Source organism: Mycolicibacterium neworleansense, from assembly GCF_001245615.1.
GTDB lineage: Bacteria > Actinomycetota > Actinomycetes > Mycobacteriales > Mycobacteriaceae > Mycobacterium > Mycobacterium neworleansense.
In genome coordinates, this window is the sequence record NZ_CWKH01000001.1 from 68,292 (window position 1) to 84,476 (window position 16,185).

The following is a 16,185-nucleotide window of genomic DNA, read 5'->3' on the forward strand; positions in this document are numbered from 1 at the left end:
ATGCCAGATATCGAAGAACTCATCACCGCAGCCCGCGGCGGATCCCAGCGCGCCGTCGGCCGGTTGTTGAGCATGGTCGAAAGTGACCGTCGGGACGAGGTTCTCGCGGTGCTCGGCCCGGCCTCGCCGCGCGTCATCGGGATCACCGGGCCGCCCGGAGCCGGAAAGTCGACGACGGTGGGTGCTCTCGTCGGTGCCTACCGGGAGCGTGGCCTGCGGGTCGCGGTGCTCGCGGTGGATCCGTCGTCCCCGTACAGTGGCGGCGCGCTGCTGGGTGACCGGATCCGGATGGCCGCCCACATCAACGATCCTGACGTACTGATCCGCTCGGTGGCCACCCGTGGTCATCTCGGTGGACTGGCTGCCGCTGTGCCTGCGGCGATTCGGCTGCTGGCCGCACTGTCGTATGACCTGATCGTGCTGGAGACGGTCGGCGTGGGGCAATCCGAGATCGAGATCGCCGCGATCGCCGATCCGACCGTGGTGATCCTCAATCCCGGTGCGGGGGACGCCGTCCAGGCGGCCAAGGCCGGGCTGCTGGAGGTCGCCGACCTGGTGGTGGTGAACAAGGCCGACCGAGAGGGTGCGGATCAGACTGCCCGTGACCTGCGGGCCGAGGCCAGTGTTCCCGTGCTGAAACTTGTTGCGGCCCAAGGGGAGGGACTGGCCGAGCTGGTCGAGGCCATTGACGCCCACCACCGGTCCGACACATCGGAGCGCCGCAGCGCCCGGGCCAGGACGCAGATCCTGTCGCTGGCCCAGACCCTGCTGCGCAATCACGCCGAGTTGGACGGGCTGGCCGCCGCGGTGGCCGACGGCACCACGGACCCGTACAGCGCCGCGGCGCAATTGATCGCGGGCTCAGCCGGGTAGCTCCAGCCTCTAACTCACCGACTTACCCGTGGCTGCGGCGTATCCACTGCGGTAGCCGAACACCATTGCCGGGCCGAGTGTTCCGCCGGCTCCGCCATAGGCCTTTCCGGTCACGCCGGCCATGGCGTTGCCCGCGGCGTACAGCCCGGGAATCGGGGTGCCGCTGACGTGCAGGACCCGGCCGTCGCGGTCGGTGCGGGGGCCGCCCTTGGTGCCCATCGCGCCGATCTTGACCGGCACCGCGTAGAACGGCGCGGTGTCGAGCGGGCCGAGGGTCTGAAGTGCCGGCGTCGCCGCCGAGTTGTCGCCCCAGTACCCGTCGTATGCGCTGGATCCGCGTCCGAAGTCGGGATCGACCTGGTCCGAGACGTTGTGATTCCAGAGGTTCAAGGTCTCGGCCAGACCTTCGGGGTCGATACCCGTCTTGGCCGCCAGCTCGGTGAGGGTGGCCGATTCGCAGAACCAGTCCGGCACCGCGTCGCCCGGTTCGACGCCGAGGAAGCCGTAGCGCTGCAGGTGCACGGAGTCGAACACGATCCAGGCCGGGTCGTTGGCGTAGCCGATCTTGGGGTCGAGGTACTGGAAGGCGCCGGCCATGGAGTTGTATTCGCCTGCCTCGTTGAGGAATCGTCTGCCGGCCCGGTTGACGATGACGCTGCGCGGACGGGTGCGCTCCAGCCGGACGCTGCGGCTGCGTGGATGTCCGTCGATGGTGTCGCCGGGGATCTGCACGATCGGAACCCACCACGCCTCACCCATGTTGGCCAGATCCGCGCCGTGTGCCATGGCCATCCGGAGTCCGTCACCGGTGTTGTTCGGCGGTGACACCGCGCCGCGCATCGGCCCGCGCAGGTAGGCCTCGACCAGCTTTGCGTCCCACTCGAATCCACCGGTCGCCAGCACCACGCCGCTGCGGGCCCGCACGCTGACGTCGGCGCCGTCGACGCTCAGCCGCACTCCGGTGATGCCGGTGGCGTCCCCGATCAACTCGACCGCGCGGGCCTCGGTGACCGGCTGGATGCCGCGATCGAGCAGGCCGCGTAGCAGCCCCGCGATGAGCGCCGTGCCCGCCACGCACAGGTCGGCATCGGGATCGTCGTAGACGGCGTGAATGCGAGCACGCGTTTCCGCGTCGATGCCGACGTTGCTGAAATCCGCCGGGAACGAGGTGATCCGGTCCCGCCACACGCCGAGCTTGCCCTGATCAACCGGGCCGGCGCTCAGCGAGCGGCCACCACCCGGGCGCCCGCCCGGCAGTTCGGGCTTGTAGTCGGGGAATCCTTCGGCGACGGCGAACCGCAGCTCACTGTGTTCTTCGACGAAATCGAGCATGGCCGGACCGGTCCGCACGAATGTGTCCACCAGATCGGCGTCCATGTAGCCGAGGGACTGGGCCTGCAGATAGTCGATGGCGTCGGAGACCGGAAGCGGTCCGTCGGCGCTGCGGTCGTGGGCCGGGATCCACACGATGCCACCGGAGACGGCGGTGGTGCCGCCGACGGTGGGCGCCTTCTCGTAGATCGCCACCGAGGCGCCGCTGACCGAAGCGGTCAGTGCAGCGGTGAGCCCGGCGCCACCACTGCCCAGTACGACGACGTCGACCGAGTCATCCCAATCAGTCACTGGTCCAAAACCTTTCAGTACAGGATCGCCGATAGTTCGTTTGCCGCTCGCACCACGGCGTCCTTGCCGCCCAGTACGACGTCTTCGCGGTGCGAGATGAGATTGATGCAGGTGGGTGGGGACGGCAGGCGCCGACGGACGGGCACGGCCAGGCCGTAGGTGTCCGGTTCGATCTCGCCATGGGTGATCACCCAGCCCTGTTCGCGGGTCCGGCGGACCAGTTCGCGTTCACCGGGACGTGGCGGCATGCTCGCCAGCAGCGCCACCCCGGCCGCACCACGGTCCAGCGGGTGGCGGCTGCCTTCGTGGAACGACAGTTGATAGAAGACCTGCGTCGGGACGATCACCGCGACCGCCACCTGTTGATCGCCCTCGGCCACCAGCAGCGACACCGTGCTGCCGAGTTCGTCGGCGAGCGCGCGCAGGGTCGGGACGCTGAGCGCACGCATGTTGTTGTCGAAGGACGCACCGAGCGCGGCCAGCCCGGCGCCGGGCCGGTAGCGGCCGTCCTCACCCTTTGTCACATAACGGAACTGGCTCAGGGTGGCCAGCAACCGGTAGGCGATCGTGCGATGGGCCCCGACATGGTCGGCGACCTGCTGCACCGTCAGCCCGGTCGGTGCCGCGGCAATGGCTGCGAGCGCGCTCAAACCGCGCGCCAGCGTCTGTGAACCGGGCGCTCCGGTAGGAGTGCCGTCGGTCTTCGATTGTGGCTGCGGCTGGGTTGCTTTGGCCGGCATCGCGCCCCTCCTTGACAGATAGAACCGCGAGAGTGATGCTCTGATAATAATGCACGCGGATGTGCGATATGTGAGCAAAGTGCTTACAAATTTGGAGAACAACGTTCTCCCTACCTCCGGAGAGGGGAACATGACAAGCACTGCCGCCGGGCCGGCATCCGGTTCCGTTTCGGCCACCGAGCACGAGAGTGTCTGGGCTGACCTGCAGGGTGTCGCGTTCTCGCAGGGTTACCTCGACGTCGGCGGTGTCCGCACCCGCTACCTGCAGGCCGGCGACCCGAGCCTGCCGACGCTGGTCCTGCTGCACGGGTCGGGCGGACATGCCGAGGCCTATGTGCGCAATCTGGAATCTCATGCCCGGCATTTCTCGACGTGGTCGATCGACATGCTCGGCCACGGTTACACCGACAAGCCCGGGCACCCGCTGGAAGTCGCCCATTACGTCGATCACCTGATCGGTTTCCTGGACGCGATCGGCGCGCAGCGCGCCCACATCTCGGGTGAGTCACTGGGCGGCTGGGTGGCCGCTCGGGCCGCCGCCGATCACCCGGACCGCATCGACCGTTTGGTGCTCAACACCGCCGGCGGCTCACAAGCCGACCCCGAGGTGATGAAGCGGATCATCACGCTGTCCATGGAGGCCGCGGAGAACCCGAGCTGGGAAACCGTGCGGGCGCGGATCAAATGGTTGATGGCCGACAAATCGAAGGATTACGACGACATCGTCGCCAGCCGGCAGGCGGTATACCGGCAGCCCGGATTCGTCGCCGCGATGAGCGACATCATGGCACTGCAGGATCCAGAGATCCGCGCACGGAATCTGCTGGGGGAGAAGGAATACGGCTCGATCACCGCACCGACGCTGGTGTTGTGGACCAGCGACGACCCGACGGCCGACGTCAGTGAGGGCCGGCGTATCGCGTCGATGATCCCAGGCGCCCGGTTCGAGGTGATGCCCGACTGCGGGCACTGGCCGCAGTACGAAGACCCCGAGACGTTCAACCGGTTGCATCTGGACTTCCTGCTGGATGCGCAGTGAGCGAGCAAGAGGTCGACGTCCTCATCGTCGGGGCCGGGCCGGTGGGCCTGACCCTGGCGAATGCCCTTGGTATCAAGGGCGTCGCGACCCTTGTCGTGGAGGAACGTGACACCCTCATCGACTACCCGCGCGGGGTGGGGCTGGACGACGAATCGCTGCGCACCTTCCAGTCCATCGGACTGGTCGAGCCGATCCTGCCGCACACCGTACCCAACCAGATTCTGCGGTTCTACGACGGCAACCGCCGGCTCCTGGCCGAAATGGCGCCTCCTGACGCACGGTTCGGCTGGCCCAAGCGCAACGGGTTCGTCCAGCCACTGGTCGATGCGCAACTGCTGGCCGGGCTGGACCGGTTCGAGCATGTTCAGGTGGCCTGGGGCCGCCGCATGGAGTCAGCGGTCGAGACCGCCGACGGTGTGACGGTCGAGTTCGGCCCGGACGTGCCCGCGGTGCGGGCGCGCTACGTGGTGGGGTGTGACGGCGGGCGCAGCGCCACCCGCCATCTCATGGGGGTGTCGTTCGACGGCACCACCTCGGCGACCCGATGGGTGGTGGTCGACCTGGCCAATGATCCACTGGGACACCCGAACAGCGAGGTCGGCGCCGACCCGGACCGGCCGTACGCCTCGATCTCGATCGCGCACGGCATCCGCCGGTTCGAGTTCATGATCCACGCCGACGAAACCGACGAGCAGGCCGAGGATCCCGAGTTCGTGGCGCGGCTGCTCGCTCCGTTCGTGCCGCATCCGGACAAGGTCGACGTGATCCGCCGCCGGGTCTACACCCACCACTCGCGCATCGCCGGGAACTTCCGCAAGGGCCGGTTCCTGTTGGCCGGCGACGCCGCGCATCTGATGCCGGTGTGGCAGGGCCAGGGCTACAACAGCGGGATCCGGGATGCGGCCAACTTGGGCTGGAAGCTGGCCGCGGTGGTCAAGGGGCAGGCCGGCGACGGACTGCTGGACAGCTACGACACCGAGCGCCGCAAGCATGCGCGCGCCATGATCGACCTGTCCACGTTGGTGGGGCGGGTCATCTCGCCCACCAACCGCAAGGTCGCGGTGTTGCGGGACAAGTTGATTCGCGGTGCCTCGGTCGTTCCGGCACTCAAGCGCTATGTGCTGGAGATGCGGTTCAAGCCGATGCCGCGCTACGACCAGGGGGCGGTTTACCACCCGAAGCCGCCCACGCCGGAGTCGCCCACCGGCACGCTGTTCATCCAGCCGCGGGTGGACACCCGCGAGCAGCCGAACGTCCTGCTCGACGATGTCATCGGGCTCAACTTCGCGGTGCTGTGCTGGAACAACAATCCGCGCGCACTGCTCGGCGAGCCGGCGTATGCGCGCTGGAAGGCCCTGGGCGCGAAGTTCATCGCCGCCCGGCCGCAGACGCAGTTGTTCTGGACCGGACACGATGCCGACCACGATGACGCCGTGGTCATCGTCGGGGACCGCACCGGGGCGCTCAAATCCTGGTTCGACGTACACGCCGAATCGGTGCTGGTCCTGCGGCCCGACCGGTGCATCGCCGGGGCCGACATCGCCCAGCGCGCCCCCGAACTGAGCAACGCCGTGTTCGACGTGCTGCACGTGCTGGAGGAAGGAGTGAACGGTGCCAGTAGCCCTGTGCTGTATGTCCCACAGCCCACTGCTGAATCTTCCGGGACCGTCGGCTGAACTCCTCGACGAGATCAGAGCGGCGGTCGCGAGTGCTCGCCAGTTTGTCGCCGACTACGACCCCGAGCTGGTCGTCACGTTCTCTCCCGACCACTACAACGGCTTCTTCTACCGGCTGATGCCTCCGTTCTGCATCGGCACCGCCGCATCCGGAGTGGGGGACTACGGGACGTACGAGGGTGCGCTCGACGTCGCCGGCGACATCGCTCAGGAGTGCGCACAGGCGGTGTGGGAGTCCGGGGTGGACATCGCGATATCGACGAGCATGGACGTCGACCACGGCACCGTGCAGCCGCTGCAGGAGTTGTTCGGCGAGGCAACCGCACGGCCCATCGTGCCGATCTTCATCAACTCGGTCGCCACCCCGCTGGGCCCGCTGTCGCGGTCCCGCGCTTTGGGGGCAGCCGTCGGCGCCTACCTGGCCACCCTCGACAAACGGGTACTGGTTCTGGGTTCCGGTGGGCTGTCGCACGATCCGCCGGTTCCGACACTGGCCACCGCGCCGCCGGCCGCGCTGGACCGGATCGTGCACGGGGCCCCGATGACCGCGGAACAGCGCATGGCCCGGCAGAGCGCGGTCAGTCAGGCCGCGCAGGATTTCGCCCACGGTGACAGTGCGTTGAGGCCGTTGAATCCCGCGTGGGACCACGGTCTGCTGGAGATCTTCGACGAGGGCCGGCTCACTGATCTGGACGGCTGGTCCAACACCTTCATCGCCATCGAAGGGGGCAATTCGGCACACGAGATCCGTACCTGGGTGGCCGCCTTCGCGGCGCTGGCAGCCAACGGGCCGTACCGGACCGGGAACCACTTCTACCGGGCGGCACCGGAATTGATCGCAGGATTCGCAATCAGGACGGCAGTAGGAATCGCAGTATGACCTCAGACACCAAGACGTTTGACGAAACGGTGGACGTGCTCATCGTCGGATCCGGCGGTGGTGGCATGACGGCGGCGCTGGCCGCCGATGCGGCCGGGCTCGACACCCTGGTGGTCGAAAAGTCCTCACATTTCGGCGGTTCCACCGCGCTCTCCGGCGGCGGCATCTGGGTGCCCGGCGCGCCCTCGCAACGCCGTGCCGGGTACGTGCCGTCGCCGGACGGGGTATTCGAGTACCTCAAGCAGATCACCGAAGGCACCGTCAGCGATGCCCGACTGCGCAAGTACGTCGAAGCCGCGCCGGAGATGATGGACTTCCTCGAGCACAACAGCGAGTGGTTCGAGTTCGTCTGGAAACCCGGCTACGCCGACTACTACCCGGAGCTGCCCGGCGGCTCCGCCCAGGGCAGCACCATCAACGTCCCGGCCATCGACCTGCGCAAGCTCGGCGAGCACGAGCAGGAACTGCTTGCCCCGCTGGCGTTGGCGCCCAAGGGAATCTGGTTCGCGCCCAAGGACCTTCGGCTCTTCTACCAGGTCCGGCAGAACTGGCGCGGCAAGGCCGTGTTGCTGAAGCTGATCTGGCGGATGGTGCGGGCCCGGCTATTCGGGGACCGCATGGCCGCCATCGGCCAGTCACTGGCTGCCCGGATGCGCCTGGCGCTCAAACAGCACGACATCCCGCTGTGGCTGGACGCGCCGATGACCTCGCTGATCACCGATGCCGACGGGACAGTGCTGGGCGCCGTCGTCGAGCGCGATGGCAAGCCGCAGCGGATCCGGGCCACCGGGGGCGTGATCCTGGCCTCAGGGGGATTCGATCACGACATGGCGTGGCGCAAGGAGCACCTACCGGTCCTCGAGAAGGACTGGAGCTTCGGCAATCCGGCGGCCACTGGCGACGGTATCCGGGCGGGCGAGAAAGCCGGCGGCGCCACCGAATTGCTGGACGAGGCATGGTGGTTCCCGGCCATCTGCTGGCCTGACGGCCGACTGCAGTTCATGCTCAACGAGCGCATGATGCCGTCACAATTCGTGGTCAACGGCGACGGCAAGCGGTTCATCAACGAAGCCGCGCCCTACATGGACTTCGCCCACGCCATGATCAACGGGCAAGAATCCGGAGTCGCCCACATCCCGTGCTGGCTGGTAACCGACATCGACTCGTTCCACCGGTACGTGGTCGCCGGGCATCTGCCCATCCCGAAGATTCCGTTCGCGCCGGTGCCGACCGGGCGAAAAGTACCCCGGGCCTGGCTGGATTCAGGTGTCGTGGTCGAAGCGCACAGCTGGGAGGAACTGGCCGGCAAGATCGGTGTGCCCGCGGAGAATCTGCGCGCCACCGCCGAGCGGTTCAACCAGTTGGCGCACGGCGGGCACGACGACGACTTCAACCGCGGTGACAGCGCATACGACAACTACTACGGGGACCCCACCCTGCCGAATCCTAATCTGCGCCCGCTCGGCAAGCCGCCGTACTACGCGTTCCAGATCATCCTCGGCGACCTGGGCACCTCCGGCGGTCTGCGTACCGACGAACACGCCCGGGTCCTGCGCGCCGACGAGTCCGTCGTCGAGGGGCTCTACGCGGTCGGCAATGTCTCGGCAGCCGTCATGGGGCGCAGCTACGCCGGTGCGGGCGCGACCATCGGGCCCGCGATGACCTTCGGGTATGTAGCGGCCCGGCACATCGCCGATCTGTCCGCAGAAAACCGTGCCGTGCAACCAGTCTCGCAAGGTGCCAACCAATCAGTCCAGGACACCGTCAGCAACCCCTCAGGAGGAGACCGATGAAGATTTCGCTGTTCTACGAGTTCCCACTGCCCCGGCCGTGGTCGGAGGATGACGAACATCAGCTGTTCCAGCACGGCCTGACCGAGGTGGAGGCCGCCGACAAGGCCGGCTTCTCCACCGTCTGGCTCACCGAGCATCACTTCCTCGAGGAGTACTGCCATTCCACCGCGCCGGAGATGTTCCTGGCCGCCGCCAGCCAGCGCACCAAGGACATCCGGCTGGGGTTCGGTGTCATGCACCTGCCGCCACCGATCAATCACCCGGCCCGCATCGCCGAACGCGTCGCCACCCTGGATCACCTGTCCAACGGGCGCGTGGAGTTCGGCACCGGTGAGGGTTCCTCGGTCGCCGAGCTCGGTGGGTTCGACATCGACCCGGCCGACAAGCGCACGATGTGGGAAGAGGCCCTTGAGGTTTCGATCCGCTGTATGACCGAGGCGCCGTTCACCGGTTTCAAGGGTGAGCATGTCGAGATGCCCGCCCGCAACGTGATCCCCAAGCCGCTGCAGAAGCCGCACCCGCCGGTCTGGGTGGCCTGCACCCGCCCGTCCTCGGTGCAGATGGCGGCGCAGAAGGCCATCGGTGCGCTGAGCTTCGCCTACACCGGCCCCGAGGCGCTCAAGGAGCGGGTCGACGGGTACTACAAGGAATTCGAAGAGCAGGGTGCGCCCATCACCCCGGCGATCAACCCCAACATCCTGGCCATCGGCGGTGACCTGTCGATGATGGTGGCCCGCTCCGATGACGAGGCACTCAAGCGCCTCGGTATCGGTGGTGGCTTCTTCTCGTTCGGGATCATGCACTACTACCTGACCGGCATGCACACGCCCGGCCGCACCAAGGTGTGGGAGCGATACGAAGAGGCGGTCAAGGAAGATCCGACGCTGGCCTACGGACCCGGCCGCGGCGCCATCGGTTCACCCGACACCGTGCGGGAATTCCTGCGCAGCTACGAGGCCAGCGGTGTCGACGAGATCATCTTGCTGCTCAACCCGCGCAGCCACGAGGGCACCATGGAGTCCATCGAGATCATGGGTAAGGAGATTCTGCCCGAGTTCATCGAGCGAGATGCGAAGGCGGTGGCGGACAAGGCCAAACGTCTGGAACCGGTGATCGAGAAGGTCGAGTCGCGCCGCCGGCCTTCGGAGGCGCCGCTGTTCGACGAGACCTACGCCTTCGGCGGCCTGCCCACCGGCCGCGACAAGTTCACCGCCGGCGAGATCCCCGAGGCGATGGCCGAGATCAACGAGGGCCGCGTCAAGGCCGCCGCGGCTGAGAAGGCAGCTCGCGAAGCAGCCGGCTGACCGTGACCGCACTGGACGAGTTGGTGCGCTACGACGGCAAACACGTCGTGGTCACCGGCTGCGGGTCGGGCATCGGCGCCGAGGTGACCCGCGCGCTGGGCGAGCTCGGAGCCCGGGTGACCGGGCTCGACATCCGGCCACCCGATCGCCTGCCCGAGCAGTTCATCGAACTGGACCTGGCGGACCCGGAATCCGTCGACCGTGCTGCAGGTGCGGTCGATGGACCGGTGGACGCGCTGTTCAATGTGGCCGGGGTGTCGTCCGGGATCGGCAATCCGTTGCTGGTGGTGCGGATCAACTTCCTGGGCACGCGGCAGTTCACCGAGGCGGTGCAGGACCGCATCACCGCAGGAGGATCGATCACCTCGGTCTCCTCTCTGGCGGCTTCGGGCTACCGCGAAAACCTCAACACCACAGCGGGGTTGGTCAACACGCGATCGGTCGGCGAGGGCTTGCAGTGGTGTGCCGATCACCCCGAGGCGCTGGCCGACGGCGGCTACCGGCTGTCCAAGGAGGCGATGATTCTCTACGGCATGCGCCGTGTCGGCGAGCTCGGCGCCCGCGGGATCCGGATCAACTGCACCGCGCCGGGGGTGACCGAAACACCCATTCTCGACCAGTTGCGCTCGGCCTACGGGCAGCAGTATCTCGATTCGTTCACCACTCCGCTGGGCCGCAAATCCGAGGCTGCCGAGCAGGCTGCGCTGCTGGCTTTCCTGGGAAGTCCGGCTGCCAGTTACGTGACCGGGCAGGTTATCTGGGCCGATGGCGGCATTCTCGCCCAGCGGGAGGCATCGCTGGTCGATGCTGTAGTCGACCCTGAGCAGAGGAGCTGAGCTTGGCCGGAACGATGACCGAGTTTCGCAAGGTCGCCGACGATGTGCGCAACTGGGGCCGGTGGGGTTCGGGTGATGAGCTCGGGACGCTGAACCTGATCACCCCCGGCAAGGTGGCCGAGGGTGCCTCACTGGTCAACCACGGCAAGGTGTTCGCGCTCGGCGGCGATTTCTCGGCGGCCGGCCCACAAGGGGCGTTCCAGTTCCGGCAGAACCCCACGCATGTGATGACCGTCGACGGCGGGGACGCGAACACGCTGGCGCAGTACGGGCCGCAGTGGCTGCGCAACTCGGTGGCCCACCAGGTCAGTGAGTTCTTCGTGGACAACCCGTTCCGCTTCAACGACGACATGATCGTCATGCCGCTGCAGGCCGCCACACAGTGGGACGCGCTGTCGCACGTCTACTACGAGGACAAGCTCTACAACGGATTCCCGGCCGATTCGGTCACCAGCTTCGGCGCCTTCCACTGCGGCATCGACAAGGTGGACGGCAAGGGCATCACGTCTCGCGGGGTGCTACTGGATGTGGTCCGTCACCGTGGCGCCGAGCAGTTCCTCGAACCGGGCAATCCGATCACCCCCGCCGAACTCGACGATGTGGCCAGGGCGCAAAAGGTGGTCATCACATCCGGTGACATCATCGTGGTGCACACCGGTTGGTGGACACGGTTCCTGGCCAATGGTGACGGGGCCGAGCCCGGCTCCGGCCTGGACTGGCACTGCGCCTCATGGCTGCACGATCATCAGGTCGCCGCGGTGGCCGCCGACAATCTGATGGTCGAAGATCCCGACCCGGCCAACGGCGTCGAGGGCACGTTCCTGCCCATGCACATGCTGTGCTTGCGCGATATGGGCCTGATGCTCGGGGAGTACTGGGATCTGGGGGCACTGGCCGCAGACTGTGCGGCCGACGGCGTCTACGAGTTCCAGCTCATCGCCCCGCCGCTGCGGGTGACGGGGGCCGTCGGGTCTCCGGTGAATCCCATTGCGATCAAGTGAGGAATCATGACGTCAACTGAGAAGGTGCCCTTCGTGGTGGGGCTCGGTGGCACCCTGCGCGCCGATTCCTCGACCGAGCGGGCCGTGCGTTACTGCCTGGAATCGGTAGAGCGGCAAGGGGGCCGGACCCGGATGTTCGCCGGGCCGGATCTGGAGCTGCCGATGTATGCGCCGCATTCCCTGGAGCGCACGCCCGCAGCTCTGGAGTTCGTCTCCGCGCTGCGTGACGCCGACGCGGTGGTGGTCGGCTCACCCGGCTATCACGGTGCGATCTCCGGTCTGGTCAAGAACGCCTTGGACTACATCGAGGATCTGCGAGAGGACCCTCGGGTCTACCTGGACAACACCCCATGGGGCTGCATCAGCTGCGCCTACGGCTGGCAGGCCGCGGTCGGAACCCTGGGGCAGCTGCGTTCGATCGGTCACGCACTGCGCGCCTGGCCGACCCCGCTGGGGGTGGCCATCAACTCCGCGGACAAGATCTGGGCTGAGACAGGCGAATTGGCCGACGGCACGGTGCGCGGCCAACTCGAGATGCTGGCCACTCAGCTGCTCACCTTCGGCCGGTCGAACGGAGCTGCGCAGTGACGGCGCAGCGCACCTTCGCACGCAAGGCCATCGATGTCGACGGCCTGACGACCGGCTACCTCGAAGCCGGGGCGGGTGACTCCGTCGTCCTGCTGCACGGCGGTGAGTTCGGCGCCGGCGCCGAATTGGGTTGGGAGCGCGTCATCGACACGCTCGCCGAGCACTACCGGGTATTGGCACCGGACATGCTCGGTTTCGGTGAGAGCGCCAAGGTCATCGACTTCAACGACGGCAGGGGCATGCGGATACGCCACATCGCCCGGTTCTGCGCCGAACTCGGTCTCGCCGATCCGCATTTCGTGGGTAACTCGATGGGGGCAGTCAACCTCCTGGTCGACGCCACCTCCGATGTTCCGCGGCTCCCGGCGCGTTCGCTCACCGCGATCTGTGGGGGAGGGGAGATCCAGCGCAATGAGCATTCGGCGGCGTTGTACGACTACGACGCCACCCTGGACGGGATGCGACGCATCGTCACCGCACTGTTCGCCGATCCGGGATATCCGGCCGACGAGGCGTACGTGCAGCGGCGGTACGAGTCGAGCATCGCGCCGGGGGCCTGGGAATCCCTGGCCGCGGCCAGGTTTCGGCGGCCCGGCCTCGAACCGCCGGCGATGCCGTCGTCGCAGCGGGCATATGACCGCATCGGTGTGCCGACCATGCTCATCGAGGGGGATCGTGACAAGCTGCTGCCGCCCGGTTGGGCCGCCGAAATCTCCGGCCAGATCGCGGGCGGCCGCAGTGCGGTGATTCCCGATGCCGGGCACTGCCCGCAGATCGAACAGCCTGCCGCGCTGACCGCGGTGCTGCTGGAATTCCTGAAAGAGGTGTAATGAATAACGAGCTGGCCGGAAAGGTCGCGGTCGTCACCGGCGGCGCGTCGGGTCTCGGTGAGGGATTGGTGCGCAGGTTCGCCGCCGAAGGCGCCCAGGTGATGATCGGCGACATCGATGAGGAGCGCGGCAAAGCGCTGGCCGACGAACTGGGGGACAACGCCCGGTTCCTGTACACCGACGTGGGCGACGTCGAGCAGGTCGGGCGGCTGGTGTCGGCCGCGGTGGACACTTTCGGCGGCCTGGACGTCATGGTGAACAACGCCGGTGTCTCGGGCCGTATGCACCGTCGCTTCCTCGAGGACGATCTCGCTGATTTCGACACCGTGATGCGGGTCAACGTCCGGGCTGTCATGGCCGGAACCCGTGATGCCGCGCGGTACATGTCCGAGCACGGCGGCGGTTCGATCCTCAACCTGACTTCCATCGGCGGAATCCAGGCCGGTGGCGGGGTGATGACGTATCGCGCATCCAAGGCCGCGGTCATCCAGTTCACCAAGTCCGCGGCGATCGAGCTGGCCCACTACGAGATCCGGGTGAACGCCATCGCGCCCGGCAACATCCGGACGGCGATCGTGGCGAAGTCGGCCTCGCCTGAGGAGCGCGAGCGCATCGAAGAGTTCGAGGCCGGGATCCGCGCTCAGATGCGCAACGACCGCCCGCTCAAGCGGGAGGGCACGGTGGAGGACGTGGCCGAGGCGGCGGTGTATTTCGCGACGGACCGCTCCCGCTACGTGACCGGCACGGTTCTGCCGATCGACGGCGGCACCGTCGCGGGCAAGGTCATCGTGAGAAAGCCCAAGTAGGCGCCTCAGAGCGCTCGGTTGCCAAGCACGTTCAGGTTGCGGGGAGAGATTAAATCAAGTGCTTGACTTAATTACAGGAGGGGCGTTGACTGTAACGGTGACAGCAGCCAACCGGACCGCCCGCGCCGACCGGGCGAGCAGTACTCAGGAGGCGATCCTCAAGGCAGCCGAGCGTCTCTACGCCGAGCATGGCGTGTTCGCGGTGTCCAACCGTCAGGTGAGCGAGGCGGCCGGCCAGGGCAACAATGCCGCGGTCGGCTACCACTTCGGCACCAAGACGGATCTGGTCCGCGCGATCGAGCACAAGCACCGCGGCCCGATCGAGTGCCTGCGCGAGCAGATGGTCGCCGACACCGGAGCTTCGGCCGAACTGCGGGACTGGGTCGCCTGCCTGGTTCAACCGCTCACCGATCACCTTGCCGCGCTGGGAAACCCGACCTGGTATGCGCGGTTCGCCGCCCAGGTGATGACCGATCCGGCTTACCACAACATCGTGGTCCGCGACGCCCTGAGTTCCGCGTCGCTCGTGCAGGTCATCGAGGGGATGAAGAACTGCCTGCCGGACCTGCCTCCCGAGGTCGTCGCTGAACGCAACATCATGGCGCGCAACCTGTTGATGCACAGCTGCGCCGACCGCGAACGTGCGATGGCCCAGGGCGGCAACGTGCCCCGGGCGTCCTGGCAGGGAGCGGCGGCGGGATTGATCGACGCGATCGTCGGCCTGTGGATGGCGCCGGTTACTCAAGAAAGCGACGTCATATGAAAGTCACTGTCGACCAGGACAAGTGCGTCTCGTCTGGGCAGTGCGTACTCAACGCCAGCGAGGTGTTCGACCAGCGCGACGAAGACGGTGTCGTCGTCCTGCTCGAACCCGAACCCGGTGCGGACCAGACCGACAACGCCCGCCGCGCGGCGGCGGCCTGCCCAGCCCTAGCCATCCAAATCGAGGAATGACACCGAACCCATGTCTGAAACCCTTGCCGATTCCGTGAGCACCGACATCCCCGAATATCCGATGGAGCGCGACGCGCGGTGCCCGTTCGCGCCGCCGCCGCCCATGCTGGGCCACGCCAAAGGTCTGTTCCGCGTGAAGATCTGGAACGGCAGCACCCCGTGGCTGATCACCGGTCACGAGGAAGCGCGGGCCCTGTTCGCAGACTCCCGGATCAGTGTGGACGACCGGATCGACGGCTTCCCGCATTGGAACGAACACATGCTGTCCACCGTCGACAAGCGGCCCCGCTCGGTGTTCACCTCCGATGCCGAGGAGCACACCCGGTTCCGCCGGATGCTGTCCAAGCCGTTCACCTTCCGCCGTGTCGAGGGATTGCGCGCGGCCATCCAGAAGATCACCGACGAGTGCATCGACGAGATCCTGGCCGGCCCGCAGCCCGCCGACCTCGTGGCCAAGCTGGCTTTGCCGGTGCCGACCGTGGTGATCAGCGAGATGCTCGGCGTCCCTTACGAAGACCACGAGTTCTTCCAGGAGCATGCCAACGCAGGCCTGGCCCGCTACGCCGCGGCCGACGCCATGCAGAAGGGCGCGATGAGCCTGCACCAGTACCTGATCAATCTGGTCGAGGAGAAGCAGGCGAATCCGTCCGAGGATGCGGTGTCCGATCTGGCCGAGCGGGTGACCGCCGGGGAGATCAGCGTCAAGGAGGCCGCGCAGCTGGGCACCGGGCTGTTGATCGCCGGGCACGAGACCACTGCCAACATGATCGGTATCGGCATCCTGGCGCTCCTGGAGAATCCTGAGCAGGCCGACTTCCTCCGCAATGCCGAGGATCCCAAGGTCATCGCGAACGCGGTCGAGGAACTGATGCGCTACCTGTCCATCATCCAGACCGGCCAGCGACGGGTGGCACTGGAGGACATCGAGATCGGCGGCGAGACCATCCGCGCCGGTGACGGAGTCATCATCGATCTGTCCCCGGCCAACTGGGACGCAAAGGCCTACCCGGAGCCCGACAAGCTCGACCTGCGCCGCGACGCCGGCCAGCAGCTCGGCTTCGGGTACGGCAGACACCAGTGCGTCGGCCAGCAGCTCGCGCGCGCCGAACTGCAGATCGTCTTCCACACCCTGCTGCGCCGGATCCCGACCCTGCGCTTGGCCATTCCGCTCGACGAGGTGCCGTTCAAGCACGATCGCCTCGCCTACGGCGTCTACGAACTCCCCGTTACGTGGTAACTGCC

At 67.1% G+C, this 16,185-nt stretch carries 16 protein-coding genes; 14 read left to right on the forward strand and 2 right to left on the reverse strand.

Annotation, left to right across the window (positions count from 1 at the left end; genetic code table 11):
- Entirely contained in the window at nt 1-873 is an 873-nt protein-coding gene (gene meaB, locus BN2156_RS00345) for a methylmalonyl Co-A mutase-associated GTPase MeaB (protein ID WP_090515270.1), read from the forward strand.
- A gap of 9 nt (nt 874-882) precedes the next feature.
- On the opposite strand, the gene BN2156_RS00350 is transcribed toward meaB, so the two are convergent.
- Nucleotides 883-2,496: an FAD-dependent oxidoreductase gene (locus tag BN2156_RS00350; RefSeq protein ID WP_162490696.1), complete on the reverse strand. Its 1,614-nt coding sequence runs from the start codon at nt 2,494-2,496 to the stop codon at nt 883-885.
- 14 nt (nt 2,497-2,510) lie between these two features.
- A complete protein-coding gene (locus tag BN2156_RS00355) occupies nt 2,511-3,236 on the reverse strand; it encodes an IclR family transcriptional regulator (RefSeq protein WP_090509068.1) in 726 nt (241 codons plus the stop codon).
- 130 nt (nt 3,237-3,366) lie between these two features.
- On the opposite strand from BN2156_RS00355, the gene BN2156_RS00360 reads away from it, so the two are divergent.
- From BN2156_RS00360 to BN2156_RS00420, 13 genes are all read left to right on the forward strand, one after another.
- Complete coding sequence (locus BN2156_RS00360) at nt 3,367-4,275, forward strand: alpha/beta fold hydrolase (RefSeq protein WP_090509069.1); 909 nt, start codon at nt 3,367-3,369, stop codon at nt 4,273-4,275.
- Nucleotides 4,272-5,951: a bifunctional 3-(3-hydroxy-phenyl)propionate/3-hydroxycinnamic acid hydroxylase gene (locus tag BN2156_RS00365; RefSeq protein WP_090509071.1), complete on the forward strand. Its 1,680-nt coding sequence runs from the start codon at nt 4,272-4,274 to the stop codon at nt 5,949-5,951. The genes BN2156_RS00360 and BN2156_RS00365 overlap by 4 nt, the downstream gene beginning before the upstream one ends.
- Nucleotides 5,908-6,831, forward strand: coding sequence for a 3-carboxyethylcatechol 2,3-dioxygenase (locus BN2156_RS00370; RefSeq protein WP_235625174.1), 924 nt, complete (start codon nt 5,908-5,910; stop codon nt 6,829-6,831). The genes BN2156_RS00365 and BN2156_RS00370 overlap by 44 nt, the downstream gene beginning before the upstream one ends.
- The gene (locus BN2156_RS00375) at nt 6,828-8,624 is read left to right on the forward strand and encodes an FAD-binding protein (protein ID WP_090509073.1); all 1,797 of its coding nucleotides are present in this window, start codon (nt 6,828-6,830) and stop codon (nt 8,622-8,624) included. The genes BN2156_RS00370 and BN2156_RS00375 overlap by 4 nt, the downstream gene beginning before the upstream one ends.
- Complete coding sequence (locus BN2156_RS00380) at nt 8,621-9,928, forward strand: LLM class flavin-dependent oxidoreductase (RefSeq protein WP_090509075.1); 1,308 nt, start codon at nt 8,621-8,623, stop codon at nt 9,926-9,928. Before BN2156_RS00375 ends, BN2156_RS00380 begins: the two co-directional genes overlap by 4 nt.
- Before the next feature lie 2 nt (nt 9,929-9,930).
- Nucleotides 9,931-10,764 carry a coniferyl-alcohol dehydrogenase gene (locus BN2156_RS00385; RefSeq protein WP_090509077.1) on the forward strand — a complete coding sequence of 278 codons (834 nt, stop codon included), beginning with the start codon at nt 9,931-9,933 and terminating at the stop codon, nt 10,762-10,764.
- 2 nt (nt 10,765-10,766) lie between these two features.
- Nucleotides 10,767-11,765, forward strand: coding sequence for a cyclase family protein (locus BN2156_RS00390; protein ID WP_162490697.1), 999 nt, complete (start codon nt 10,767-10,769; stop codon nt 11,763-11,765).
- A 6-nt stretch (nt 11,766-11,771) separates the two neighbouring features.
- A complete protein-coding gene (locus BN2156_RS00395; protein WP_090509079.1) occupies nt 11,772-12,353 on the forward strand; it encodes an NADPH-dependent FMN reductase in 582 nt (193 codons plus the stop codon).
- Nucleotides 12,350-13,183 (forward strand): alpha/beta fold hydrolase, encoded by an 834-nt coding sequence (locus tag BN2156_RS00400; RefSeq protein ID WP_090509081.1) that lies wholly within the window; start codon nt 12,350-12,352, stop codon nt 13,181-13,183. Before BN2156_RS00395 ends, BN2156_RS00400 begins: the two co-directional genes overlap by 4 nt.
- Nucleotides 13,183-13,989 (forward strand): SDR family NAD(P)-dependent oxidoreductase, encoded by an 807-nt coding sequence (locus BN2156_RS00405; RefSeq protein WP_090509083.1) that lies wholly within the window; start codon nt 13,183-13,185, stop codon nt 13,987-13,989. Before BN2156_RS00400 ends, BN2156_RS00405 begins: the two co-directional genes overlap by 1 nt.
- A 97-nt stretch (nt 13,990-14,086) precedes the next feature.
- On the forward strand, nt 14,087-14,752 hold the full coding sequence (locus BN2156_RS00410; RefSeq protein ID WP_210436556.1) for a TetR/AcrR family transcriptional regulator: 666 nt from the start codon (nt 14,087-14,089) through the stop codon (nt 14,750-14,752).
- Entirely contained in the window at nt 14,749-14,943 is a 195-nt protein-coding gene (locus BN2156_RS00415; protein WP_090509087.1) for a ferredoxin, read from the forward strand. Before BN2156_RS00410 ends, BN2156_RS00415 begins: the two co-directional genes overlap by 4 nt.
- A gap of 10 nt (nt 14,944-14,953) precedes the next feature.
- Nucleotides 14,954-16,180: a cytochrome P450 gene (locus BN2156_RS00420; RefSeq protein WP_090509089.1), complete on the forward strand. Its 1,227-nt coding sequence runs from the start codon at nt 14,954-14,956 to the stop codon at nt 16,178-16,180.
- Nucleotides 16,181-16,185: the final 5 nt, after the last annotated feature.